25 protein-coding genes and 2 other annotated features are annotated in these 24,973 nt (G+C 36.4%); of the genes, 1 reads left to right on the forward strand and 24 read right to left on the reverse strand.

Features of this window, described 5'->3' with window-relative positions:
* Positions 1 to 3 precede the first annotated feature (3 nt).
* The 5 genes from ACIQYS_RS01610 to ACIQYS_RS01630 form a co-directional block, all read right to left on the reverse strand.
* Positions 4 to 1,092, reverse strand: a complete 1,089-nt coding sequence (locus ACIQYS_RS01610; protein WP_402973854.1) for a M42 family metallopeptidase — start codon at positions 1,090 to 1,092, stop codon at positions 4 to 6.
* An 81-nt stretch (positions 1,093 to 1,173) separates the two neighbouring features.
* Positions 1,174 to 2,622, reverse strand: a complete 1,449-nt coding sequence (locus tag ACIQYS_RS01615; protein WP_402973859.1) for a DUF2207 domain-containing protein — start codon at positions 2,620 to 2,622, stop codon at positions 1,174 to 1,176.
* Between the two features lie 3 nt (positions 2,623 to 2,625).
* Positions 2,626 to 3,069, reverse strand: coding sequence for a DUF2207 domain-containing protein (locus tag ACIQYS_RS01620; protein WP_402974078.1), 444 nt, complete (start codon positions 3,067 to 3,069; stop codon positions 2,626 to 2,628).
* Positions 3,070 to 3,215: 146 nt separating this feature from the next.
* A complete protein-coding gene (locus ACIQYS_RS01625) occupies positions 3,216 to 3,524 on the reverse strand; it encodes a hypothetical protein (protein ID WP_402974081.1) in 309 nt (102 codons plus the stop codon).
* A 226-nt stretch (positions 3,525 to 3,750) separates the two neighbouring features.
* A complete protein-coding gene (locus ACIQYS_RS01630) occupies positions 3,751 to 4,236 on the reverse strand; it encodes a dUTP diphosphatase (protein ID WP_402973862.1) in 486 nt (161 codons plus the stop codon).
* A gap of 92 nt (positions 4,237 to 4,328) precedes the next feature.
* On the opposite strand from ACIQYS_RS01630, the gene ACIQYS_RS01635 reads away from it, so the two are divergent.
* A complete protein-coding gene (locus ACIQYS_RS01635) occupies positions 4,329 to 4,715 on the forward strand; it encodes a sigma-w pathway protein ysdB (RefSeq protein ID WP_402973865.1) in 387 nt (128 codons plus the stop codon).
* A 17-nt stretch (positions 4,716 to 4,732) separates the two neighbouring features.
* Here ACIQYS_RS01635 and ACIQYS_RS01640 read toward each other — a convergent pair whose 3' ends face one another.
* From ACIQYS_RS01640 to ACIQYS_RS01730, 19 genes are all read right to left on the reverse strand, one after another.
* Complete coding sequence (locus ACIQYS_RS01640; protein WP_402973868.1) at positions 4,733 to 5,017, reverse strand: DUF1294 domain-containing protein; 285 nt, start codon at positions 5,015 to 5,017, stop codon at positions 4,733 to 4,735.
* Positions 5,018 to 5,075: 58 nt separating this feature from the next.
* Positions 5,076 to 5,435, reverse strand: a complete 360-nt coding sequence (rplT, locus tag ACIQYS_RS01645) for a 50S ribosomal protein L20 (protein ID WP_402973871.1) — start codon at positions 5,433 to 5,435, stop codon at positions 5,076 to 5,078.
* Positions 5,436 to 5,478: 43 nt separating this feature from the next.
* Positions 5,479 to 5,679 (reverse strand): 50S ribosomal protein L35, encoded by a 201-nt coding sequence (rpmI, locus tag ACIQYS_RS01650; RefSeq protein ID WP_053588661.1) that lies wholly within the window; start codon positions 5,677 to 5,679, stop codon positions 5,479 to 5,481.
* A gap of 30 nt (positions 5,680 to 5,709) precedes the next feature.
* Complete coding sequence (gene infC / locus ACIQYS_RS01655; RefSeq protein ID WP_186321401.1) at positions 5,710 to 6,273, reverse strand: translation initiation factor IF-3; 564 nt, start codon at positions 6,271 to 6,273, stop codon at positions 5,710 to 5,712.
* A 39-nt stretch (positions 6,274 to 6,312) separates the two neighbouring features.
* Positions 6,313 to 6,461 (reverse strand) — a sequence feature (ribosomal protein L20 leader region).
* A 65-nt stretch (positions 6,462 to 6,526) separates the two neighbouring features.
* The gene (gene thrS, locus ACIQYS_RS01660) at positions 6,527 to 8,452 is read right to left on the reverse strand and encodes a threonine--tRNA ligase (RefSeq protein WP_402973875.1); all 1,926 of its coding nucleotides are present in this window, start codon (positions 8,450 to 8,452) and stop codon (positions 6,527 to 6,529) included.
* A gap of 55 nt (positions 8,453 to 8,507) precedes the next feature.
* Positions 8,508 to 8,737: a binding site (T-box leader), on the reverse strand.
* A gap of 65 nt (positions 8,738 to 8,802) precedes the next feature.
* Positions 8,803 to 9,744 (reverse strand): primosomal protein DnaI, encoded by a 942-nt coding sequence (gene dnaI, locus ACIQYS_RS01665; protein ID WP_402973880.1) that lies wholly within the window; start codon positions 9,742 to 9,744, stop codon positions 8,803 to 8,805.
* 9 nt (positions 9,745 to 9,753) lie between these two features.
* Positions 9,754 to 11,109: a replication initiation and membrane attachment family protein gene (locus ACIQYS_RS01670; protein ID WP_402973886.1), complete on the reverse strand. Its 1,356-nt coding sequence runs from the start codon at positions 11,107 to 11,109 to the stop codon at positions 9,754 to 9,756.
* 27 nt (positions 11,110 to 11,136) lie between these two features.
* Entirely contained in the window at positions 11,137 to 11,601 is a 465-nt protein-coding gene (gene nrdR, locus ACIQYS_RS01675) for a transcriptional regulator NrdR (RefSeq protein ID WP_402973889.1), read from the reverse strand.
* A gap of 114 nt (positions 11,602 to 11,715) precedes the next feature.
* Positions 11,716 to 12,099: an adenosylmethionine decarboxylase gene (gene speD / locus ACIQYS_RS01680; RefSeq protein WP_282241411.1), complete on the reverse strand. Its 384-nt coding sequence runs from the start codon at positions 12,097 to 12,099 to the stop codon at positions 11,716 to 11,718.
* A gap of 520 nt (positions 12,100 to 12,619) precedes the next feature.
* Positions 12,620 to 13,642, reverse strand: coding sequence for a glyceraldehyde-3-phosphate dehydrogenase (locus ACIQYS_RS01685; RefSeq protein WP_402973893.1), 1,023 nt, complete (start codon positions 13,640 to 13,642; stop codon positions 12,620 to 12,622).
* Positions 13,643 to 14,324: 682 nt separating this feature from the next.
* Positions 14,325 to 14,924, reverse strand: a complete 600-nt coding sequence (gene coaE / locus ACIQYS_RS01690; protein ID WP_402973896.1) for a dephospho-CoA kinase — start codon at positions 14,922 to 14,924, stop codon at positions 14,325 to 14,327.
* Positions 14,925 to 14,936: 12 nt separating this feature from the next.
* Complete coding sequence (gene mutM, locus ACIQYS_RS01695) at positions 14,937 to 15,809, reverse strand: bifunctional DNA-formamidopyrimidine glycosylase/DNA-(apurinic or apyrimidinic site) lyase (RefSeq protein ID WP_402973899.1); 873 nt, start codon at positions 15,807 to 15,809, stop codon at positions 14,937 to 14,939.
* 12 nt (positions 15,810 to 15,821) lie between these two features.
* Positions 15,822 to 18,449, reverse strand: coding sequence for a DNA polymerase I (gene polA / locus ACIQYS_RS01700; protein ID WP_402973902.1), 2,628 nt, complete (start codon positions 18,447 to 18,449; stop codon positions 15,822 to 15,824).
* 153 nt (positions 18,450 to 18,602) lie between these two features.
* Positions 18,603 to 19,574: a protease modulator HflC gene (hflC, locus tag ACIQYS_RS01705; protein WP_402973904.1), complete on the reverse strand. Its 972-nt coding sequence runs from the start codon at positions 19,572 to 19,574 to the stop codon at positions 18,603 to 18,605.
* Positions 19,574 to 20,554, reverse strand: a complete 981-nt coding sequence (hflK, locus tag ACIQYS_RS01710; protein WP_402973907.1) for an FtsH protease activity modulator HflK — start codon at positions 20,552 to 20,554, stop codon at positions 19,574 to 19,576. Before hflK ends, hflC begins: the two co-directional genes overlap by 1 nt.
* A 415-nt stretch (positions 20,555 to 20,969) precedes the next feature.
* On the reverse strand, positions 20,970 to 22,184 hold the full coding sequence (locus tag ACIQYS_RS01715; protein ID WP_402973910.1) for a carboxylate--amine ligase: 1,215 nt from the start codon (positions 22,182 to 22,184) through the stop codon (positions 20,970 to 20,972).
* 11 nt (positions 22,185 to 22,195) lie between these two features.
* A complete protein-coding gene (pnpS, locus tag ACIQYS_RS01720) occupies positions 22,196 to 23,731 on the reverse strand; it encodes a two-component system histidine kinase PnpS (protein ID WP_402973913.1) in 1,536 nt (511 codons plus the stop codon).
* Complete coding sequence (locus ACIQYS_RS01725) at positions 23,731 to 24,444, reverse strand: response regulator transcription factor (RefSeq protein ID WP_402973915.1); 714 nt, start codon at positions 24,442 to 24,444, stop codon at positions 23,731 to 23,733. The genes pnpS and ACIQYS_RS01725 overlap by 1 nt, the downstream gene beginning before the upstream one ends.
* A gap of 62 nt (positions 24,445 to 24,506) precedes the next feature.
* Positions 24,507 to 24,953, reverse strand: a complete 447-nt coding sequence (locus ACIQYS_RS01730) for a MaoC/PaaZ C-terminal domain-containing protein (protein ID WP_402973918.1) — start codon at positions 24,951 to 24,953, stop codon at positions 24,507 to 24,509.
* Between the last annotated feature and the right edge of the window lie 20 nt (positions 24,954 to 24,973).

Below are 24,973 nucleotides of genomic sequence, written 5' to 3' on the forward strand. Positions count from 1 at the left end.
TCTTTAATCAAACGTAATTTTGTTAACTGCATCTCTGTCTAATTTCTTGATTACTTCTACAACCAATTTAACTGTATTTTCATAATCATCACGGTGAAGAATTCCTGCATGCGAGTGAATATAACGAGTTGCGATTCCTATGGACAATGCAGGGACTCCGTTAAGTGAAATATGCATAGAACCTGCATCTGTACCTCCACCAGGAATCGTTTCAAATTGATATGGGATATTATTTTCTTCTGCTGTATCCACAACAAAATCACGTAATCCTTTATGGGATACCATCGATGCGTCGAATAACACAATTTGTGGACCTGCTCCCATTTTGCTTGTCGATTCTTTTGCTGTAATTCCAGGTGTGTCGCCTGCAATGCCAACGTCTACTGCAAAACCAATATCTGGTTTCACTTTTACAGTAGAGGTTTTAGCACCACGTAGGCCAACCTCTTCTTGAACATTTCCTACACCATAGACAATGTTTGGATGCTTTTCATCTTTTAAGCCTTTTAATACGTCAATTGCAATAGCACACCCAATACGGTTATCCCATGCTTTTGCAAGTAATAATTTTTCGTTGTTCATTACAGAGAATTCGAAATATGGTACGACCATATCTCCTGGTAGTACGCCCCACTCCATCGCTTCTTCTTTAGAAGATGCACCGATGTCGATGAACATGTCTTTTACATCTACAGCTTTGTTGCGAGCATCAGCTGTTAAAATATGAGGAGGTTTTGAACCGATGACACCGGTAATTGTCTCACCTTTACGAGTTACAATTGTCACTCGTTGTGCAAGCATTACTTGCGACCACCAACCACCAACTGTTTGGAAGCTTAAAAATCCTTTGTCATCAATTTTAGAAATCATAAAACCAACTTCATCTAAATGTCCTGCTACCATAATTTTTGGACCGTTTGCATCGCCCACTTTTTCTGCGATTAAGCTACCTAAATTATCGTATTCTATTTTATCTGCAAAGGGCTTTATGTATTTTTCCATTACTTGACGAGGCTCACGTTCATTCCCCGGAATCCCTTTTGCATCGGTTAACTCTTTGAGCATTGTTAACGTCTCATCTAACTTTGTCATTATTTCGCCCTCCTAAATATAACTGCCATATCTATTATATTCTAAATTCAGCCTGTTTTCAAAATTAAGCGAGATACTTTTTTAATCGGCTCCCGCTCCTCCGCCACCGCCATCACTGCCTCCCCCGTCACCACCATAATAACCGCCTGAATCAGATGTTCCACCACTAGAAGTAATGCCAGTAGTCCAATACCATGTTTTAGACACATAATCCATTGGATCCGTACCAGTTATTAATAATGCAGCTAATGGGATTGTTCCTTCTGCAACCGGAATATGCACATTTTTTTGGCTGAATAAGTATGCGCGTACAGTCCACTTTTCTTGTTCATCTGTGCTTAGTCCAGCAGGCATTCCTTCTCCTATGCTTTTTTGGAAATCACGAATATTATCTTTTACACGTACAGCATTCATCGATAGAATAATTTTTGGTACTGTGATATATAAAAGAACAGTCGCTAAAATAACACCAATGTTTTCACTCATCAATTCATCGTTTACTAAATTTCCTACCATTAAACTAATAATAATCATATAAACAGTAAAGTAACCATTAGCAGATTGTTTAATCCAATAAATAATAAGAAATAGAATCGTAATAATCGCAATAAATACGATACTCCCACTGCTTCTAAGATCTGCATAATAGCTAATAGTAACGAAAGTCGCTAACAAAAGAATTGTAAAACTAATGAGTAACTTCGGCAATTTTTGATGGAAGGTTCCTGCCTCTACAAGTTCGCCCTGTACTTTTTTAAACCAGATTTTTTGATTCTTTTTAAATTCTTTTGTTCTAGTATGATAGTAATTAGCCATTCCTTTGTCTCTTTCTTTTTTCGGGGCTCCGGCTACATCATGTAGATGAAATGCCCATTTACTTAAACCGCTTCTCGTATTAAATAGCCATTCTATCAAATAGTTTTCGGATAACCCTTTTGCATTTCCTCCATTTTTCAATCGGAAAAATAACGTTTCTTTTGGAGCTTTTGGGTCATTTTTAAAGCGTATTGCCGCTTTCGATGGCTTTACGACTGCTGCTTCTTTTTCCACAAGGGAAAATAAACCTGCTAAAAAAGCTCTCTTATTCGGTTTTCCTGTCTTATATATAGAAAACAAATATAAAATATCGATATCTAATATACTTTCACCATTTCCTTCTCTCCAAAAATGCCTTTGTGGTAAAGTGACAATGAAAAGGATTGCAATGATTACTAATACAAGCGTAATTTTAGGTAGAATTTTCATAAGACCAGCAATATTAGATAACCTCTTTTGCATCGCTTCTGCTTGTTTCTTTTCGCTTGCAAAGGCTTCATTCATGGAAACAGAACTTTTCGTTTTCTCCATATTTGTCATGACAGTAGAAGGAAAAAAGAAAGTTGTTTTCGTTACAGTAAAAGCTTCCGAAATCGGCGTTTTAAATCGAATTCCAAATTCAGACTCCCCATTTGGTTTCGCATTTCGATCAAACAGCACACCATCGAATTTCGACGGATCCATCGTCTGAGGAAGAATATAGTCTATTGACACCTGCTAATAATCTTGATCATGCGCATCCCCATCCACAAAATACGTAACATCTGCCACACTGTAAGTATCATATGCTTTCACTGCATTCGAAAGCGTATATACATACAAAAAGGAAGCTTGTTCATTTGTTTTGTTTATACTTGTTCGATATACGCCATTTTCTTTCGTGACTTTTAATGTGTTTAACGTATGATCTTCGATAAAACCCGGTTCGGGGCTTAACGTTGATAATTCATGGGCGTAAAAGTCCTTTACATTGGCATCATGCTCCTTTGGAAAAGAGCGCTTTAAACTTGTATAAGTGCCATCAAAGGTATACGTGAATACTTCATTCACTAAAAGGTCGCCATTTGGTTGTATCCAAGATTTAATATGTACTTTGTCTATAGAGTAGGATCTTGCTTCCGCAACTACAGTTGTTGAAAAAGTTAATAATAATAAAGTAATAAAAAAAAGAACTTTTTCATTGACTTCACCTCCACATCACTAAGTTAGTATGTTTACGGTTTACAGTTGAAAAAGTTCCAATTATTTGTGATTTTCATTTCTTTGTATAATCTTCTAATACTAAAGCGCCCTTCTCTAGAAAATAGTTATTTTGGATAATCTTCTTCTCTTTTGCTATAAATTTCATAAGCAAAATATCCAAATAGGAAACCTAACCCAGGTCCCCAAGCAATTGCAGATAGTAAGGAAATTGGGAAGAACATGCTTAAAAGTATAGCAATAGCCAATCCAATCATCATTCCAAATGGTATTAAAAGATCTAATAAGTTTTGAGCACTTTTTGATTTTTTCTTACCAAGGGTGCCTTTTTTATATTTATGTTTCATTCTTAGAATTACAAATACTGCAATTCCACCTACTATTACAAGGGGGAGTAAAGTACGTACAATTTCCAATGTTAAGCCCATTTTATTATCTCTCCTTTCTTTCAGTTTTGAATTGACTCAATTTTAACATAGTTTATTCCATTAAACGTTACTATGCTAAAGTCAAAAAGGAGGAGGAATGCGTCTTAGTCACATCCCTCCTCACAAAAAATTCCTGGTAATAGTATAGAACTCATTCAGCTCAGAACATTCCAAAAGCAAATATACATAGAGTGCCTAGCGTGCTATCACAGTATCAATACCCACTCTTTTGTCGTTCGTAGTTTGTTTCGTTTTTAGATATGTAAGCCTGTAATACATCCTCACTACTAAAACCTAGCTTTTCTGCAATTGCACCATATAAAACCCAAATTTTTTCATATGTACTTTTCGTTGATTCATGTAAAAACGCTATGATTGCCTCGTTTGTTTGAAGAAATAAAGTAGTTAAATCTTCTTCTTTCTTTTCTACTGGCCACTCTTTTAAATCATTCAAGCCTTTTGTAATACCTAATGACAATAGGAAGTGAATAGAGTCTACATATTCTTCTAAAATAACCGTTCTTTCAGACGGTCCCTTTTCACTCCAAAACTTGAAACAACGTGTTTCATTCGCTAGTTCCGCAAGCTCTACAATAAGAGCTAATCCTTTTTTCTCAAATACATCTTCATCTACTTGTTTATTTGTTTGAATATATTCATCCAATGCTTGTTGCATCGTAAAAAGTTTTGTTAAATTCATTATTTCCTCCAATTATTTTATATTATTTTGAAACCAAACTACCTCTTCTATCGTATAGCAATTACTATGTATTTTACAAGGAGGACATTTTAATGATTTTATTATTTCGGTTGCTAATAATTGTTATAATCATATATGCTTTTTATAAAATTCTTCGTTATTTGTTTGATCCAAAAAGAAAATTAGATGAATCCTATGAGAAAGAACAGTACTACTTTTATGATGATATAAAAAATGTCCGTAAGAACTTCTTTATTACATATAAAGGGGCATTATTTGAAGGTGAAAAGTATTTAGGTACTACGGAACAAGCATTTGAAGTTGTATCTATTTTCGTTTGGATAAAAGATCCTTCAAAACTACAAGGGTTTACAAAAGAAGATTTTCGCTTTTTACAAAATGAAATACGAATGAATTACCCTTCCGCCAAAATCAACTGGAAAAGCCCGATTGAACAATTAATGAAAGAGGAAGCATAAAAAACAGCGAACATCCCTTATATAATCATAGGGTTGTTCGCTTTTACTAACCAAAAAAGTAAAAAACCATACAAAATGAGCAACATTAAAAAACCGACACGAAAATTTGTATGCTTTGTTTTGTGTCGGAATAGTTGCATACCTAAATAAGCACCAATGCCTCCACCAAAGATCGCAAGTGTCCATAAAGTACGCTCTGAAACTCGTTGTTTATGTTTTTTTGCTTGAGACTTATCATAGCCCATAACTAGAAATGAGATAATCGACATTAATAAAATAAATATGAGAATAATTTCCGTCATTTCATACCCCTTGTACAAAAAAAGCTGATAGAATCTCTATCAGCTTTTTTATCGTTTATTATTTAGCGATTGCTTTTTTTGCTGCATCTGCAAGTTGTGTAAATGCTGCTGCATCAGTTACAGCTAAGTCAGCTAACATTTTACGGTTAACTTCGATTTCAGCTACTTTCAATCCGTGCATTAAACGGCTGTAAGAAAGACCGTTTAAACGTGCTGCCGCATTGATACGTGTGATCCATAATTTACGGAATTCACGTTTTTTGTTACGACGGTCACGGTATGCATACATTAGTGATTTCATAACCTGTTGGTTTGCAACTTTATATAATGTATGTTTTGAACCGTAATAACCTTTAGCTAATTTTAATACTTTTTTACGACGCTTTTTTGTTACTGGTGTGCTTTTTACGCGTGGCATGATTCATTACCTCCTGCTATTCTTTCGAGATTTAAATTTCTTATTACTTCATGTAAGTTAGTAAAGTTTTGATACGTTTGTAATCGCCTGAAGAAGCTACTTTAGTTTTACGTAGTTTACGTTTAGCTTTAGTAGATTTGTTAGCGAATAAGTGGCTTCCAAAAGCACGGTCATGTTTTAATTTTCCTGTACCCGTTTTTTTGAAACGCTTTGCAGCTCCACGGTGAGTTTTCATTTTCGGCATGTCGAATTCCTCCTAAACAATTGTACTCTATTACTGTTTTTCGTTCTTTGGTGCAAGCACTAAGAACATACTGCGGCCATCCATTTTCGGTTTTGATTCAACCGTAGATACTTCCGCACAAGCTTCGGCAAAACGATCTAAAACGCGTTGACCAATCTCTTTATGAGTAATGGCACGACCTTTAAAACGAATAGATGCTTTCACTTTGTCTCCTTTTTCAAGGAACTTGATCGCGTTTTTAAGTTTCGTTTGGAAATCATGTTCATCGATTGTTGGGCTCAAACGAACCTCTTTCATCACGATGATTTTTTGATTTTTACGGACTTCACGATCCTTTTTTTGCTGCTCAAATTTGAATTTACCATAGTCCATGATACGAGCGACTGGCGGCTTGGCTTGAGGAGCCACAAGGACAAGATCCAAATTTACACGACCTGCAATTTCAAGTGCTTCGTTACGTGTTTTCAATCCTAATTGATCACCATTTTGATCAATAACTCGTAGTTCGCGTGCTCGAATGCCATCGTTTACATACATGTCTTTGCTAATAACAATCCACCTCCAAATAGTGTCGCGAATACATGGTTTGGGCATAAATTCCGTAGAAACGAATTACTTACGCCGTTTTCGATCAAATAAAAAAACGAGCAGACATAAGATGTATGTCTGCCCGCCGATATAAGAACATGTAGATGCCTACATGTTACAGTCGATCGTGTGCTTACCAGTCAACAACTTAATGTGTCGAACAGGTGAGAAGCGGGCAGCCTCTTCTTATACCACAAACTAGTATTCAATAACCTTTATAACTATAGCATGACAAATTCATCATGTCAACACTATTTTATTAATGTTTCACTTCTTCTAAAACACGAGCTAAAAACGCATCGAACGGAATACTTTCTGACTGCTGTTCTCCGTATTTACGTACATTCACATTACCTGCTTCTAATTCCTTATCACCTAAAACGAGCATATATGGAATCTTTTGCATTTGTGCTTCTCGAATTTTATAACCAAGTTTCTCTTCACGGTCATCCATTTCTACGCGGAATCCTGCTGCTACTAATTGCTCTTCGATTTTTTTGGCATAATCGAAATGCACTTCATTGGAGACTGGTATAATTTCTACTTGAACTGGAGCTAACCAAGTTGGGAATGCACCTTTGTATTCTTCGATTAAGAATGCTACGAAACGTTCCATTGTAGAAACTACTCCGCGGTGAATAACGACTGGACGATGCGGCTTACCATCTTCTCCAACATATGTTAAGTCAAAACGCTCTGGTAATAAGAAGTCCAATTGAACTGTAGATAAAGTTTCTTCCTTACCAATTGCTGTTTTTACTTGAACGTCTAACTTCGGTCCGTAGAACGCTGCTTCGCCTTCTGCTTCGAAATAATCTAAACCTAGCTCGTCCATTGCTTCTTTTAACATTGCTTGTGCTTTTTCCCACATTGCATCGTCGTCGAAATATTTCTCTGTATCTTGTGGATCACGGTAAGATAGACGGAATGTGTAATCTTTTAAGTCAAAATCCTTATATACAGAAATAATTAGCTCTACTACTTTTTGGAACTCTTCTTTAATTTGGTCAGGACGTACGAAAAGATGCGCATCATTTAATGTCATGCCGCGAACGCGTTGTAAACCAGAAAGTGCCCCGGACATTTCATAACGGTGCATTGTACCAAGTTCCGCAATACGTAATGGGAGATTACGATAAGAATGCATACCGTTTTTGAAAACCATCATATGGTGTGGACAGTTCATTGGGCGCAGTACTAATGTCTCGTTATCCATTTCCATTGGTGGGAACATCGAATCTTGATAGTGATCCCAGTGACCGGAAGTTTCATAAAGGTCTTTAGAGCCAAGTACTGGAGTATAAACATGTTTATAACCAAGTTTAAGCTCTTTATCTACGATATAACGCTCAATTACACGACGAATAGTTGCACCGTTCGGTAACCAAAGCGGTAAACCTTGTCCTACTTTTTGGGAATTCGTAAATAGTGCTAACTCTTTTCCAATTTTACGATGATCGCGCTCTTTTGCTTCTTCTAGCATGTCTAAATGATGTTTAAGCTCTTCTTTTTTAAAGAATGCAGTACCATAAATACGTTGTAGCATTTTATTGTCGCTATTCCCGCGCCAATATGCTCCCGCAATGCTTAATAATTTGAACTCTTTTAGTTTACCAGTTGATGGTACATGTACTCCGCGACAAAGGTCGAAAAATTCTCCTTGCTCATAAATGGATACTTGTTCACCTTCTGGAATTGCTTCCAAAAGTTCTACTTTATACTCATCTTCTTTAAATTTTTCGAACGCTTCTTCGCGAGATACATCATGTCTTATGATTTCAATATTCTCATTAATAATTTTTTTCATTTCTTTTTCGATTAACGGGAAGTCGTCTGCAGTAATCGGTTCTGGAGAATCAATATCATAATAAAAGCCATTTTCGATCACAGGACCAATACCGAGTTTTACATCTTTAAACAAACGTTTAATCGCTTGTGCAAGTAAATGAGCTGAACTGTGACGAAGAATTTCTAATGCTTCTTCAGATTCTGGCGTAATAATGGCAATTTCTCCGTCTGTCGTAATTGGTGTTTTTAAGTCGATTAGTTGCCCGCTAAGTTTACCTGCTAACGCTTTTTTACGTAATCCAGGACTAATGGATTGCGCAATTTCTTCTGTAGTTGTCGAAATAGGAAATTCCTTTTCCGCTCCGTCTGGAAATTTTAACTTAATAACTTCTGTCATGTTGAACACTCCTTGTATAATAATCTTTGGAGAACGCAAAAAAACCTCATCCCTAAAAAGGGACGAGGTTCAAATCGTGGTTCCACCCTTCTTCTGTCTACTAAAACAAAAGTAGACGAAGCTCTGCATCGGCTAACGGGCCGGTGACCGGTAACTGCTACTTAAATTTCACAGTTGCTGCTCGGAGGTGGTAAATCGATTGCCGGTACTTAAGAAGCTTCCAGCCAAGGCTTCTCTCTCTAAAAAGTCGTACAAACTGATTGTTGTCCTCTTCAATGCATTTACTTATTCTTATGAAAATGATTATACGCTACTCAAAAATGATTTGCAAGTAGCTATAATGACTGACTTTAGCTTTCCCGCCAATTCTTTCCTTGAAGTGAAATTGGCTTCGTAAGTGCACGAATGCGCTCCATAATCCGACCAGCTTTCACTACTTCTTTTTCTCCGCGCTGCGTGACTGAGAGATGGTGCTCTAACTCAGAATAATTGAAGTTAGACGTAATAAAAGTAGGGAGCTGCTCCGACATTCGATAATGCAAAATCGTTCCTATTATCTCATCTCTTGTCCAGCTCGACATTACTTCAGCACCAAGATCATCTAGCATTAAAACGGGAGCTTTTTTGACAAACTCTATTTTTTCTGAGAGGGATTGATCTTGAATGGCTTGTTTCATCTCTCGCAAAAATTCAGGAACATAAACTACTACAGAATGAATATGTTTCGCAGCTAATTCATTCGCTAGTGCACCAAGCAAATAGGATTTCCCAACACCGAACTTCCCGTGAATATAAAGCCCTTTTGTCGGTAATGTATTAGTCCGTTTATATTCTTCCAGAAAGTCAACTGCAGCACGAACAGCAACTACTCGACTACCATCATTCACATCAACATCGCTAAGACGTGCCTCCATGACCTCTTTTGGCATATGTATGCTATCAATCATGGAAGTCACTTTTCTCCGTTCGTCCTCTATTATTCCTCGTTGACAACGAACATATTCTAAATCAATTAGACCACGCTCTAAAACTAATTTTGGCTCATAGCCTTTCATTACATTCATGCAAAGTTCTAAAGATTCGCAAGAACCACAATCATGGGACTGAGACTTATATTCGTATAATTTACTTAATCCACGATCTACTATTCGTTTTGATATATCCCCCGCGTTTTCCTCTAAAAACTTTTGCACACCTGGATCTTCTAATACTTCTTTCTTCATTTCATCTAGCCTTGTTGAGAATTCAGGCGTTTGAACCATTCTTTTTAATGTTTCATTAATACGCTCCATTTTTTCCACCTACCTCTTCAATGCATTCAAATCAGCTAATAGCTTTTGTCTTTCTTCATCTATATTTTGAATACCATTTGTTGTTTCTCCGGACTGTTTCGTTTCTCCATCTTTTTTATAAAACCAATCTGGTACTTTTTCTTCGCGAACTGGTTTTTTCGTATAGGATTTCTGCTTAGCGCCTTCGCTTTTCCATTTTACATATTGCTCGTGTTCACTTCTTGCTAGTTCCATGGCCTGTTTTGCTGTTTTCACATTTTTTCGCATCCAATGGGAAGCAATTTTTTCAGCATAATTTTTCGTCAGTTTCATATCCGTTCGAAGCAACACATATTGCAAAAGTACATTGACCACACCTATAGGCATTTTAAAATGAGTCACAAAATGAGTCGCTAATTGCACATCTGCTAAAATTGGTTCTTTGCCGTTTGCAATATCTTTTAATACTGTTACGGGAGCGGTCGTTTCTAAATAATGGATAAGTTCTTCTTCTTTCGATAAGGGCTGGCTCTTTTCAGGTACGGGTTTAGCCGATTGCTCGATTTTCTCCATAACGGGGGCAGTTCTAGAGACAGTTAGTTTATAGTAATCAGCGCATGCTTTTTTTAATCTTGCTTCGGAGAGATGTAGTTCATCATCTAATGCAAGAATAACCACTTTTTGCATCTCAACTGGATGTAGATTGTATAAAAAAGCTAGTTTTGCAATTACTTCTTTTGCTTCTATCGTCATCGCTGATTTTGGAACTAGTTGTTCCGACAGCCCTTCCTGTAATAAAGCAAAATCAAATTGCTCGAAGTAAAAAGGCAGACTAGCCATTCTTTTTTTGGATTGAAATTCGTCATCATAAGATATAGCATTCCCAGTTTTCGAAGATGGTTTAAACACATCCATAAATGTTCTGGAAACATCCGTAAATCCTTCATGCCAGTTCGCAGGTTGGATAAATCGACTGCGTAATTGTTTATATGCATTTTCCCCAATTTTGCCTAACAAAAACATCGACAATAATGGATCTTTTAAAAAGGACTCTGCATCGAGTGGAGCAGTTAATTCATAATAAAAGACACGACCATCATTCTCTGATTTTTGCCAAGTACGAAGTAGTCCTATTGCTTCTAATGCAATTCTTGCTTGAAAAATTTTACCGATGGAAACACCTAATACATTCATTAGTTGATAATGAGGTAACCCCTCGTTATTATTTGCTTCTCCATCTGCCCATAACGTTAAATATAGGCTTATGCTTTCTGCTCCCACTAATGGCTGATAAAATAATGTTAATAACTGGCGATCATAATCCGAAAAAGAATATGGCAAGCGAATCATATACATGTCTGCTGGCTGAAGCTCCTTATATAACATCGACAGTTGCACCTACTCTCTTGCTGCTTATAATGTTGGATTTTTTTTTATTATTTCTTTTAATTCTTCTATAAAGACGGTTATATCTTTAAATTGACGATAAACAGAAGCGAATCGAACGTAAGCAACTTCATCTACTTCCGCAAGCTTGTCCATTACTTTTTCGCCAACTTCTTCTGATTTTACTTCAGAATTTCCCGCTCTTCGCAATTCTTTTTCAATCGAAAATACGATATCTTCTAGTTGAGCTAGCGCAACTGGTCTTTTCTCACATGCACGTATGAGACCACGAAGCACTTTTTCACGACTAAACTCTTCTCTTGACCCATCTTTTTTAACTACGATTAAAGGGGTTTCTTCCACCTTTTCAAATGTTGTAAATCGAAATCCACAAGCTTCGCACTCTCTTCTTCTTCTAATTGCCTTGTTATCATCAACCGGCCTAGAATCAACAACTTTCGTGCCATTATATTGACAAGTTGGACATCTCATATTTTCTCACCTAAATCCTTACATCAATTTGTATATCTATTATAACAATATTCTCGGATAAAATCGAAAAAGCAGAGGAATCGCTTCCTCTGCTAAGTCATCTAGGCTAAGTTATTACGCTTGAACTGTCATGCGCGACTTAGGTACATTAACTGGACCCATTCCACGAGGCATTTCAATCGTTTCGCGTATTCCAGCATTAAGAGCATCTGCAATATAATTAGCTGCAATTGACGGGTCTAAATCACCACATGTATACACATCAATGCTAGCATAACCATGCTCTGGAAAGCTGTGAATCGTTAAATGTGATTCGGAAATTATAACGACTCCACTTACACCTTGTGGTGCAAATTTGTGAAATGCAACTTCTCTGACTTCTGCACCAGATTTCAGCGCAGCATCAACAAATGTTTGCTCGATAAATTGCATATCGTTAAGTTTGTCGAAATCGCATTCCCATAGTTCAGCAATAATGTGACGTCCCATTGTTTCCAATGTCCGTTTCCCCCTTTGATAAGTTTTAGTTTAAAAATTAACAATCAAAGTTGACTACCACGGGGGAAAGTTAGTCCAAAGAGGTCCTAACCCTTTAAGTAGTCCATGTACGTGAAGTACACGATTACCATTATATGATGTATTGATAAAATAAGCAACAAATAAAAAAAGATAGTTCAAAATATAGATTATAGTGCGCCGTAACAGTATCCGATGGGATTTTCGCTGTACAATAAATGGTTAAACGAGACAATAAACACTGTGAACGTGACAAACTACCACCTGAACACGACAAAAGCTATCTTGAACGTTACAAACCTCCTGCCCAACACTACAAAACTAATTTGACTGCAGATATATTGCACATTCAAGGAATTAAGACTCAATATTACTATATTCCGCTCCAATCAAGAAGTGGCATGCTATATACTTCATGAACGGTTATCCAAATTGCATAGAATTTAAATTCTTAAAGCATAAAAATCCTCATCCTAACGAATTAAGAATGAGGATCATCATTTTATAAACTGGAGACTACTTTTAGTCCGGTCGCTACTTTTTTCGTTAAATCAACTACTCTTGCAGAATAACCCCACTCGTTATCGTACCAAGCAAGTACCTTTACTTTACGATCACCGATGACCATTGTAGTTAATCCATCTATAGTAGAAGAAAGAGTAGACGTATTAAAATCAATGGAAACAAGTGGCTCGGTTGTATATCCTAAAATTCCTTTCATAGATCCTTCAGATGCTTGGAAAAAGGCTTCATTTACTTCTTCAACAGTTATATCTCTTTGTACATCTACTACTAAATCAACTAAAGATACATTTGGAGTTGGTACACGAAGTGCCATACCATGGATTTTCCCTTCTAGCTCTGGTAATACTAGTGTAAGCGCTTTTGCCGCACCTGTAGAAGTAGGAATAATGGATTGCCCACATGAACGCGCACGTCTCAAATCCTTATGTGGATTGTCTAGATTATTTTGATCATTTGTATATGCGTGAACCGTTGTCATTAACCCGTTTTCAATTCCAAATGTATCATTTAATACTTTTGCAACTGGTGCTAAACAATTTGTCGTACAACTCGCATTCGAAATAATATGATGATTGTTCAAATCTAGTTTGTCGTCATTTACACCCATCACAATAGTTGCATCTTCGTTTTTGGCAGGAGCAGTAATAATTACTTTTTTCGCTCCAGCTGTTAAGTGAGCACCTGCTTTTTCTCCATCATTAAACTTACCAGTTGACTCAATTACAATGTCGACATTCAACTCTTTCCAAGGTAAATTAGCTGGATCACGATCATTGACAATTTGAACTCGTTTGCCATTTACAACAAGTGCATTTTCTTCTATTGTTACTTCTCCGGAAAAAGTACCATGAGTAGAGTCATATTTGATTAAATGTGCTAAAGTTTCTAAAGGATACCTTGCATTAATTGCCACAACGTTTAACTCTTCCTGTACAATCGCTTGGCGAAATACCATTCGTCCAATACGTCCAAAACCATTAATTGCAATTGAAGCTGTCATGTGAAAATCCTCCTGTGACTGTGTGATACTTTATATTTTATAACTTGTAATTAGTATAACACATTATAACAATCATGTAGCCCCAATTTAACAGAAAGATATTTTTATTTAAAATCTAGTTGGTTGTCCTTGTTCATAAAGACACTAGCGCCTGTTCCAGCCCCTATTTTGCAAATGGGAAAGCTGAATGAAATGTCGCACATAATAGGGATAATGCATCGTAGGGGTTACCGCTGGGATTTCCGCTGCAGGGCGGACGCTTTCCGCGGGGTGAGCGATGAGCCTTCACCGCCGCTTGTACGTACGTTGTGAAGTCTCATTTGTCTCACTTGATCCCACCGGAGTCGCCGCCCTTCCGCTCCAATCCATAAAATTTGCTAGCTAGTCAGTTTAAATCTTACAAAATATGGTTGAACGAGATAAAATCCACTGCGAACGCGACAAACTGGCCTTCGGACACGACAAAGACTAACCCGAAAGCGACAAAAAGACCGCTCAACACGACAAGCCCGAGATCCTATAATTAAGACGCATTATATCTATACCGCATTCTATATAAAAAACGATATTCCTTATGTTATTTGAAAAAGTTATCACCATTTCTAAATTTTTATAAATACCTAAGCAATAATAAAAGACTGTAAACAACTTGTTTTTTCAAGTTTGTCTACAGTCTTATATGCTACGCGATCAAGACGTTCCAATCGCTTAAGATTTTTTTCAATTGTTGTTCCGTCGATTCCAACGTTCCATTATTATAAATAACTGCATCTGCTTCTTTTTCTTTAATCGATAATGGAAGTTGAGATTGGATTCTTGCCTTTGCTTCTTCTAGCGTATAATTATTTCGAGCCATTAATCGTTCCAGTTGCGTTTCTTCTGTAACCGTTACAACTAATATTTTCTCTACATACGATTGCAGTTTGCTTTCAAATAATAATGGGATATCCATAATAATGGTTGGATGACCATCTATTAACAGTTGCTCTTTTTGGCGAAGCATTTCTGCACGAATGGCTGGATGAATAATGTCATTTAATTGTTTCCGCTTAGAAGGACTAGAAAAAATAATTTCACCCAGTTTTCCGCGATTTAAGGTACCATCTTCTGCAATTACTTCTTGGCCAAATACTTCCTGTATAGTTTGCAGTGTTTCCGTTCCTCTTTCAACGACTACACGTGCTACAAGATCCGCATCTACAATTGGGTAACCTAATACCTTTAACATATTCGAAACGGTACTTTTCCCACTTGCAATACTTCCAGTTAAACCAATGATCATAACAATCCTCCGTTATTTCTGACATGTACCACAATAAGTGGAGGTTCTACCACCTATTGTTTTTTGCAATGTTTTTCGATTACAAATGGGGCAATTCTTTTTACCGTACATTTGTAGTCTATCTTGCATATTACCAGCTTCCCCGTTGATGGAGCGATAATCGGAGATCGTACTTCCTCCGTTTTCGATACTATCCAGTAGCACGATAACAATTTCGTTAAATAATTGAATTTTTCTTTCCTTACTAATTCGCTTAACTTTTCGAGCTGGATGCATTCTCAAACGGAATAATGCTTCCGTAGCATAAATGTTTCCACAACCCGATACGACGTGACCATCCATGATAAATTCCTTGATCGCTTTATTCTCATATTTGGGCAACACACTCATCGCCAAATAATGATCTAAAGCGTCTTGGTCAAAAGGCTCTGGAGCCATTAATAATAACGGTGGGTAGTCTGCTTCACTCTCGAGTAATCGGAGCTCTCCGAATCGTCTAATGTCCGCATATACGAGCATGCCACCTTCCTCCAAATGGAAAATGACATGTGAATGCCGCTTAAACTTTTCTTCTTCAATTTCATGCAAGTTGCGAACGTAAAACCATGCCCCAGACATTCCTAAATGTGAAACGAGTAAATGAGGTATCCCATCTTTCAACAAATGAAAATAAATATATTTGGATCGTCTATCGATTCTTTCAATCGTCATGTGAGGCAGTGCTTCTCGGAACGACTCAACATCTGCCCCTTTAATAATTGCTTCTTTGCCATTAGCTTTAGATGTCATAATCGTTTCTGAGACTTCTACAGATTTAATTGTTTTGCCCGTCGCAATTGGTCGCAAAGACCGAACGACCCCTTCCACTTCCGGTAATTCAGGCATATTAAAAACCCCTTATTTTGTTTCGTACCAAGAAGCACCAAATGCATAGTCCACTTTCAACGGAACTTGTAATTTAATCGCCGTATCCATTACTTCTGGTACAATTTTTTCAAGTAATGCAATTTCTTCTTTCGGTGCTTCGAAGATTAATTCATCATGTACTTGTAAGAGCATCTTCGTCTGCATTTTTTCATCTTTCAAACGTTGAGCCATATCTATCATCGCTTTTTTAATAATATCCGCTGCACTCCCTTGAATTGGTGTATTCATCGCGGTACGTTCGGCAAAGCTTCGTAGATTAAAATTGGAACTTGTAATTTCAGGTAAATATCTTCTTCGATTTAATATCGTCGTAACAAATCCTTTTTGTTTTGCTTCATGCACGATATCATCCATATATTCTTTTACACCCGGAAAACTATTTAAATATTGCTCGATAAAAGTCGCTGCTTCTTTTCTCGTAATGTCCAAGTTTTGCGATAAACCATAATCGCTAATCCCATACACAATACCAAAGTTAACTGCTTTTGCAGCACGGCGCATGTCCGATGTCACATTTTCTGCATCTACATGGAAAACATCCATTGCCGTTTTCGTATGGATATCTAGGTCATTAATAAACGCTTCTACTAAGTTTTTATCTTCCGACATATGCGCCAAGACACGAAGTTCGATTTGAGAATAATCGGCTGCAAACATAACCCAATCAGGACGCGTCGGTACAAATGCTTTTCGAATCTTTCTACCTTCTTCTAAGCGAACCGGTATATTTTGCAAGTTCGGATTAATCGAACTTAATCGCCCTGTAGAAGTTAATGCTTGTTGGTAGCGCGTATGGATTTTCCCATCTTCTTCATGGATTTCTTTCAACAGACCTTCAATATACGTTGAATTTAACTTTCCTAATTGACGATAATGAAGAATTTGTTCAATAATTTCATGCTCTCCAGCTAATTTCTCTAATACATCCGCTGCTGTGGAATAGCCAGTTTTCGTTTTCTTAATCGGAGTTAGTCCAATTTTTTCAAATAAAATGACGCCTAATTGTTTAGGGGAATTAATATTAAATTTCTCCCCTGCTAGCGCATATATATCTTGCTCAATGGATTGTAGCTTTATTTCTAAGTCATGACCCATTTCGACGAGAATTTGTTTGTCTACTTTCACTCCGTCCGATTCCATCGTACCAAGAATCGATGCGAGTGGTAATTCTAAATCTTTGTACAATGCGAATTGCTCGTTTTCTTTTAGCTTTTCTTCCAAAGTCGGCTTTAATTGCCAAACTGCAAGAGCTTTTCGTGCTGCATGTTCCGCAAGCTTTTCTTGCTCCGGCGTTGATTTTTTTGCACCTTTTCCATAAACACTTTCATCTGTCCATACATTATAATTTCCGAATTCTTTTGCGAGTGTGGAAACGTCGCCAGAAGAAATGGATTGATTGACTATATAAGCAGCTAATAGCAGATCAAACTCTGCTCCTTGAATACTTATTCCATGTTTTCTACTTACTGCCTGTGTCGCCTTCGAGTCTGATAAAAATTTCTGTTTCGAGTCATCCTCTAACCACGCACAAAAAGCATCGGATTGAAATGCTTTAGCCCCTTGGATAAAATACGAGCCTTCCCCGTCTGATAAAGCGATTCCTAGTAGTTCACTCGTATGATATTGTTCATCATACATTTCGAAATGAACTGCCATTTGGTCTTTTAAAAGGGAAGCATCTACTTCCTCCAACACTTGATAATCCATTTCGGCAGTTTCCTGTTCTTCCGCAACGAAATCAGATTTCTCTAATAGTGTTTTAAACGAAAGCTCTTTCCAAATCGCCACTACTTCTTCCATATTAGGTCCACTGTATGTCAGATCAGCGATGGCAACTTCAACTGGCGCATTTGTTTCGATTGTTGCAAGTGTTTTACTCATTTTTGCTTGGTCTTCGTTTGCCACTAATTTCTCTTTTAATTTCACTCCACTAACAGCATCTAATGCTTCATAAAGACTTTCTACGGAACCATGTTCTTTTAATAGTTTAATCGCCGTTTTTTCACCAACTCCAGGTACACCTGGGATATTATCAGACGTATCTCCCATGAGACCTTTCATATCAATAATTTGCAGTGGTGTAAGCCCGTACTTTTCTTCTATGTGAGCAGGTGTATATTTTTCAATATCTGTAATACCTTTTCGTGTAATATATACAGTTGTACGATCCGATGCTAACTGCGTCAAATCTTTGTCCCCTGATACAATGATAACTTGTTGACCTTTTGCATCGGCTTGTTTACTTAGTGTCCCGATAATATCGTCCGCTTCATACATTTCCAACTCGTATCGTTTAATCCCATATGCATCGATAAGTTTTCGAACGTAAGGGAATTGTTCAGAAAGCTCAGGTGGCGTTTTCTGTCTTCCACCTTTATATTCTCCAAAAGTAGAATGTCGGAATGTTGTTTTTCCCGCATCGAATGCTACGAGCATATGTGTTGGTTTTTCTTCTTCCATAATTTTTTGAAGCATAAGTGTAAAACCATATACAGCGTTTGTATGTACACCATGTTCGTTTGTTAATAATGGTAATGCAAAGAAAGCTCGATATGCGAGACTATTTCCATCCAATAAAAGGATTTTTTCGTTGGACATTCCACTCACTCCTTCTTAATCAAATTCGGCTTGGCGTATTTCCGCCATCCGCCGGAGGCTTAACTAATTCAGCGGCATTTGCTGAATTAAGTTAAATAAAATCGTCATTCCCTATATCTTACCATGATAGTAAGGGGAATGACGATTCATAAACTATTCTAAGTAACCTGAAAGAATTTTCGCATAAGGAGAGTCAGACGGAATAATAATCATTGTATCTTCCCCAATCGTTTTTTTGTACGACTCCAGTGTTCGATATAAAGAATAAAACTCTGGATCTTTTGAAAACGACTGATTATAAATTTTTGCAGCTTCCGCTTCACCTACCGCTTCGATAACAGCAGCATCTTTTTTTGCAGTTGCTAACATCTCGCGTACTTGACGATCGGTTTCTGCCTCTATGCGACGCTTATCTGCATCCCCAGTGGATAAGTATTTTTGTGCAATTTTTTGACGTTCAGAGATCATTTCATTATAAACAGATTGTTCGTTCTCTTCTGGTAAATCTATCCGTTTAATCCGAACATCGACTACCTCAATACCGTATTTATCTTTTTCCAAATGCGCATTTACTTCTGCTGTAATTTTATCATTTAAGCTACCTCTAGATGAATTTTCATCGTTAATAATATCATTATATTCAAGCTGACCAAGTTCCGAACGAACGACCGAGTAGATAAACTCCTCCATACGAGAACTTGCACCAACTAAACTTCCCGCACTTTTAATCATTTGTTTTGGATCTACAACATGCCAAACTGCATAATTATCAATAATGATTCGTCTTTTATCTTTCGTGTTAATCTCTTTTTCAGAAAGCTTATAGTTCATCTGATATTTTGGTATAGTCGTTACGCTTTGAACAAATGGCACTTTCATATAGACTCCTGGTTCATATTTAACGCCGACAACTTCCCCAAATTGACGAATTATTTTATAGTCGCCTTCTTTCACAACGTAAACGTTAGCAAATGCGACAACGATAATAACAAAAGCTAAAAAAATAGTAATAAATGACTTATAGTGCTTTTTAAAGTCCATTGGCGCTTTTTCTTTTTTCGGTTTCTTCTCAACTGTTTTAAATTTTGTCTCTAAGTTGGAAAACGGGTTATGATTATCTGCCATTATTGTCCGCTCCCTTCCTCTGTTTTTGTATCCGCTGGTGGAGTAGTTTGTTTATTAGAATCTAGTGATTGAAGCGGCAAGTATTTCATTGTTCCACCTTCATCATTCATAATGTAAATTTGTGCATTTGGTAACACAGCATCTAACGTTTCCATAATAAGTCGTTCTCTTGTAATCTCTTTATTATGTTGGTATTCTGCAAATAGTTTATCAAATAATGCGACATCCCCTTTTGCTTGTTCAATGCGGGCAGTTTTTAGCCCTTCTGCATTTGAAATTATCGCATCTTTTTCCCCTATTGCTTCACTCATTTTTTGGTTTTCATATTTTCCAGCTTGGTTTACTTTTGTATTTTTCGTTTCTTCCGCATCTGTTACAGCCATAAATGCGGAACGAACTTCATCATTTGGTAACTCTACATCTTGTAATTTAACGTTTAGTACTGTAATGCCAATATTATATTTTTCTATTAATGAAGCAAGTAACTCCGTTGTATCCGCTTCGATTTGTGCTTTTCCTGAAGTTAGCGCATCGTCTATTTTCGAATTACCAATTACCGAACGAATAGAAGCGGACGTTGCATCATGTAGTAATTCCTGAGGACTTTGGACGTTAAATAAGTATTCTTTAGGATTCGTAATTTTCCATTGTACAACTAAATCCGTTAGGACAATATTATCGTCTCCTGTAATCATTTTTGTATCTTTATCAAAAGATGCAGTAATTTCTCCATTTGGTGCTTGTTCATATCCAAACTGAAGACTGAATGTTTCCTTTGATAGTTTTTCCACTTTTTGTATTGGCCAAGGCATTTTAAACTTTAGACCCGACTCCGTTATCGGGTCACTTGCCTCCCCAAACGTAATAACAATTGCTTGTTCTGATTCGTCTACTGTGTACCAAGATGTAAATACAGCAGATAATAAAATAATTCCTAAGATTGAAGCAACAATGATGGATATTAATCTCTTTGTACTCATCGTATTTCCCCTTTCTATATGTATACTTCTTTTACGGAGTAACAGCCCATTTGGTTTCAAAAATAAAAAAACTAGCTTACAAAGGATAGTTTGCGTAGTCTAGAGATAATGCGTCTTATAAAGCTCTTTTAGGTGACCGCTATGATTTCCGCTTCAGGTGGACGCTTTCCGCCCTGCAGCGGAGATCCAAGCGGTAACTAACTACGACACATTATTCCTATTTTGCGCTTAATATGAACAGGAACATTCTTTCATTTTTTAGAGAAAGTTATCAAATAACATTAAATATTAATTTCCTGGAAAATAAAAAAGCTAGCTGAGCGCTAGCTTTTTTAGGTAAATCGTTTGGAAAAGGGGTCTATTTAAATGTAACAGACGATTGTAAATCTATTATGAATATATTGTAAATCTTTCCTTACCAATTATTATTTTTATATTTTCTATAATAATTAAACTGGCGAGCAATTAAATAGAATTTTCTTGTTAAACTCGTGTCTTTTTTATAAAATAGAGGATTTCCCCATTTTCCGGTTCTTAACAAATGTCTTATTTCTCTTTGAATTTCTTTATTATCCACAAACTTCTTTAGCACAATCTTCGGCACTACTGTAAACAAATAATGCTCATTTAATAAAGTTAACGGTTTTGCTTTGTTATAAATCACATCGTCCACGAAATATCTCGCCATATTATGTCCAAGAGCTGTCGTATAATAACTTGAACGTCCTTGACGAATGTTTACTTCGAACACTTTAAATTTACCATCGCGTTCATCAAACTTCAAATCGAAGTTAGCAAATCCAACATACCCGACTGCTTCTAAGAAGTGTTGAAGCTTTTTCATCAATTCCTCGTTATATCTCGTAATTAGCGCTGTATAGTTTCCGATTGCCGTAACCGTATGTTCTTGCAGAACAACTTGTGCAAGTGTACTTAACTGCGCTTTGCCCTTCGAATTCATATAAAATACAGAATCCCACATATACGTATCATCACCAGGAATATAATCTTGAATGATTAAATCCTCCATATATCCACTAGCATTCACTTTGTTGATGACATCATTTAGTTCTTCACGTGATTCTACACGATATACTTTTTGTTGCCCAGGAAATTTATTTTTATAATATTGAACCCCATTACTTGGTTTAATGATTAACGGAAACAATACTTCTTCCGTAAAAGGCTCCTTTTTGGCACAAGCATAATAGTATGTTTTTGGTGCATCAATACCATGCTCCTCGCAAAGCTTATAAAAATTCGATTTCACAAGAAGATTGTTCATTAACTCTTCTGACATGTAGTTAAATACATACATTTCTCGTAATGCTTTCGCATTTTCAATAATTAGTCGGACATAGAAATCATTTGTTCCAATTAACAACAATTGCTTTCCAGCCATTTTATATTTCTTCGCCACTTCCGTTAAAACAGTGACAAACGCAGCTTTATCCCATAAATTCGGATGAATTTCAATATGATCAATGACACTGCTCCATTTCGTAAAAGACATTTCTTCCTTTCCGACTAAAATTGGTTTTATATTATATTCCTCATGAAATGAAATAGCCATATTATAAGCATTCATATCTGTCCCCACAATAATTGGGATAAATGGTTCGTTATTCATATATACCTCCATTAACTTTTCACAAGTGGAATGTACACAGTAAAACATGTACCATTACCGACTTCACTATCTACTTCTATTAAACCGTGATGCGCTTCTACAAGATGCTTCACAATCGCAAGACCTAAGCCGGTACCACCTGAGTTTCGACTTCTTGCACGATCCACACGGTAAAAGCGTTCAAATATTCGACTAATCTCTTTTTTACTTATTCCAATGCCCTCATCTTGGATTCGGAATATACCATATTTTTCATTTTTGAAAATGGAAATATGCAAAGTTGTATGATCAGATGAATACGTAATTGCATTTGTTACTAAGTTCATCATAATTTGCATTAAGCGATTGGAATCTCCTAATACTTTCACGGAATCCTCAACCGTTAACGCTAATTCTATTTCTTTTTCTTCTAAAAGATGTGCAGACATATCAATACATCGATTTAATACGTCTTTCAATTTTACTTTATGCAAATTTACTTCGTACCCAACTTGTTCGACTTTGGAAAGGTCCAATAAATCGGTAATAAGCATCTGCAATCGATTACTTTCTTTATGGATAATCTCTAGAAAAGAAAGTAATGTTTCTTCATTTTTGTAAGCACCGTATAATAATGTCTCCGAAAATCCTTTAATAGAAGTTACGGGTGTTTTTAACTCATGGGAAACATTCGCTACAAAATCTTTTCGAACTTGCTCTAACTTAATAAGTTCCGTAATATCGTGCATCACTACAACAATCCCTAGCCATCTTCCATGTTCTCCAATTACAGGGGCCCCGTAAGCATCCTTATAATAAGTATGTAAATTGCGCTTAATTTGAATTTGTTCTCTGTATGAAGACTCCGTTAAAAATAGTTTATCAATAAAAGCTTCTATTTTATCCGGAAGCCCAATTTTACGAAATAATTTTCCATCAACATTTTCAAAAGAAATTTGCAATTGCTCCAAAAAAGATCTATTCACAATCGTAACAAGTCCATTTCGATCAATCATAATTAAGGCACTACCCATGTTCTCAATTAATGTTTTTAATCGTTCCTTTTCCGTTTCACGCATAACCGAAATATCATGTAGATTACGTGCTAGAATATTGATGGAATTACTTAATGTAGCCATACCAGAAAAATCATCTTCAAACGCTCGAATACGATAATTTCCTCTTGCAAGCTCCATTGCAGTTTCAGTTAAATGCTCGATTGGTTGTGCATATTTTTTAAATATATTTGCTCCTAAAAACAAAGCAACAAGAAAAGTGATTAATAATACGAAAAATAAAAATAACCAAAGTGAATGTTGATCATTCGCTATTTCTTGGTGTTGAAGTGTAGAACTTAATAGTTGCTTTATATTTGCTTGCTCTTTTTTTGAAAGTTCTGTTGCAGCTAAATCTGTGGATATTTGTTCCATTTTAGAGTCGATTACAATACCAGTAGAGTGATTAACAAAAATAGGATATATTTGTCCGAGAACGAGACCCAGACTAGCTAATATTAATCCAATTACAATAGAATACGTTCGTAATATTTTGGATTGAAATCTCTTCATTACGATTTTGGTTCCTCAAATTTATATCCTAGACCACGTATTGTTTTGATGAAAACCGGTTTTCTACTATTTTCTTCAATTTTATCTCGTAAATGACTAACATGCACATCCACAATCCGAGTATCTCCTGCAAAATCGTAGTTCCATACAGCACTTAATAATTGGTCACGTGTAAGTACTCTATTTTTGTTTTCAATTAAGTAAACAAGTAATTCAAATTCCTTCGGTGTAAACTCAATTGGCTCTTCATTTAAAAGTACCTCAAATCGCTCTGGATAAATTTGCAATGGTCCAAACGAATACATTTCTTCTTTTGGCTTTATTTCATTCATCTGATGCTCGGAAGAAATACTAGAACGTCGTATCATCGCTTTTACACGAGCAGTAACTTCTCGTGGACTAAAAGGTTTGGTCATATAATCATCAGCACCTAATTCAAGACCTAACACTTTATCAAACTCTTCATCTTTTGCGGTAAGCATAATGATCGGTGTTTGAATTTTCTTTAATCGAAGCTCCTTACATACTTCCATCCCGTCCATACCTGGCAACATCCAATCTAACAGGATAACATCTGGATGTTCCTCCATTGCACGATTCAAGCCTTCTAGTCCATCATTTGCAGTAATGACCTCAAAACCTGCATCTTCTAAATTATATTTTAATAATGTCACAATTGAGCTTTCATCATCCACAACTAGTACTTTTTTCATTTTTACTCCTCCAAAGTTGATTTGAAACCCCTATTCCAAATCATTTGACTTCAATTGTCGATCTACTGCTCGATTGCTGGCGGGTTCACGTAAAATGTTCCAGACAACACTGCATTATTTTGTTCATCTTTGGCAGTAACGGAAATCACTACTCCATTTTCATCTACATCAATCTCTATTACTTCAAATATAAACTTTAAAGTTGAATAGTGGTAAGCAGGCGCTAGAAAGCTGATGTTTTGTTTGGTTATGTACGCCCCAGGACCAGGTAAGTATTTTGAGATAGCAGCTGTAATAATGCCCATTAACATAATTGGTGGGACAATCGGTTTTGCATAAATTGTTTTGGAAGCAAAATCGTGCTGAATATATAGTGGGTTATTATCATTTGTTAACCCTAAGTATAGAAGTAAATCTTTATCTTCTATTTTTTCAGTAATTGTTAATTTTTCACCAACAATTAAATCGTTTATATTCCTACCCTTTTTCTGTGTTTTTCCCAATAACAAGATTTCATCCTCCCATCAAT

It is taken from the genome of Psychrobacillus sp. NPDC096426 (genome assembly GCF_044762745.1).
GTDB lineage: Bacteria > Bacillota > Bacilli > Bacillales_A > Planococcaceae > Psychrobacillus.

Excerpts from the sequence above, each read along its gene's own strand:
- nrdR (WP_402973889.1), bottom strand. The coding sequence starts at position 11,601 with ATGAGATGTCCAACTTGTCAATATAATGGCACGAAAGTTGTTGATTCT.
- infC (WP_186321401.1), bottom strand. The coding sequence starts at position 6,273 with ATGCCCAAACCATGTATTCGCGACACTATTTGGAGGTGGATTGTTATT.
- hflK (WP_402973907.1), bottom strand. The coding sequence starts at position 20,554 with ATGAGTACAAAGAGATTAATATCCATCATTGTTGCTTCAATCTTAGGA.
- ACIQYS_RS01610 (WP_402973854.1), bottom strand. The coding sequence starts at position 1,092 with ATGACAAAGTTAGATGAGACGTTAACAATGCTCAAAGAGTTAACCGAT.
- thrS (WP_402973875.1), bottom strand. The coding sequence starts at position 8,452 with ATGACAGAAGTTATTAAGTTAAAATTTCCAGACGGAGCGGAAAAGGAA.
- ACIQYS_RS01640 (WP_402973868.1), bottom strand. The coding sequence starts at position 5,017 with ATGACGGAAATTATTCTCATATTTATTTTATTAATGTCGATTATCTCA.
- dnaI (WP_402973880.1), bottom strand. The coding sequence starts at position 9,744 with ATGGAGCGTATTAATGAAACATTAAAAAGAATGGTTCAAACGCCTGAA.
- polA (WP_402973902.1), bottom strand. The coding sequence starts at position 18,449 with ATGTCCAACGAAAAAATCCTTTTATTGGATGGAAATAGTCTCGCATAT.
- ACIQYS_RS01635 (WP_402973865.1), top strand. The coding sequence starts at position 4,329 with ATGATTTTATTATTTCGGTTGCTAATAATTGTTATAATCATATATGCT.
- ACIQYS_RS01715 (WP_402973910.1), bottom strand. The coding sequence starts at position 22,184 with ATGAATAACGAACCATTTATCCCAATTATTGTGGGGACAGATATGAAT.
- ACIQYS_RS01685 (WP_402973893.1), bottom strand. The coding sequence starts at position 13,642 with ATGACAGCTTCAATTGCAATTAATGGTTTTGGACGTATTGGACGAATG.
- ACIQYS_RS01630 (WP_402973862.1), bottom strand. The coding sequence starts at position 4,236 with ATGAATTTAACAAAACTTTTTACGATGCAACAAGCATTGGATGAATAT.
- pnpS (WP_402973913.1), bottom strand. The coding sequence starts at position 23,731 with ATGAAGAGATTTCAATCCAAAATATTACGAACGTATTCTATTGTAATT.
- ACIQYS_RS01670 (WP_402973886.1), bottom strand. The coding sequence starts at position 11,109 with ATGTTATATAAGGAGCTTCAGCCAGCAGACATGTATATGATTCGCTTG.
- rplT (WP_402973871.1), bottom strand. The coding sequence starts at position 5,435 with ATGCCACGCGTAAAAAGCACACCAGTAACAAAAAAGCGTCGTAAAAAA.
- hflC (WP_402973904.1), bottom strand. The coding sequence starts at position 19,574 with ATGGCAGATAATCATAACCCGTTTTCCAACTTAGAGACAAAATTTAAA.
- mutM (WP_402973899.1), bottom strand. The coding sequence starts at position 15,809 with ATGCCTGAATTACCGGAAGTGGAAGGGGTCGTTCGGTCTTTGCGACCA.
- coaE (WP_402973896.1), bottom strand. The coding sequence starts at position 14,924 with ATGATCATTGGTTTAACTGGAAGTATTGCAAGTGGGAAAAGTACCGTT.
- ACIQYS_RS01725 (WP_402973915.1), bottom strand. The coding sequence starts at position 24,444 with ATGAAAAAAGTACTAGTTGTGGATGATGAAAGCTCAATTGTGACATTA.
- rpmI (WP_053588661.1), bottom strand. The coding sequence starts at position 5,679 with ATGCCGAAAATGAAAACTCACCGTGGAGCTGCAAAGCGTTTCAAAAAA.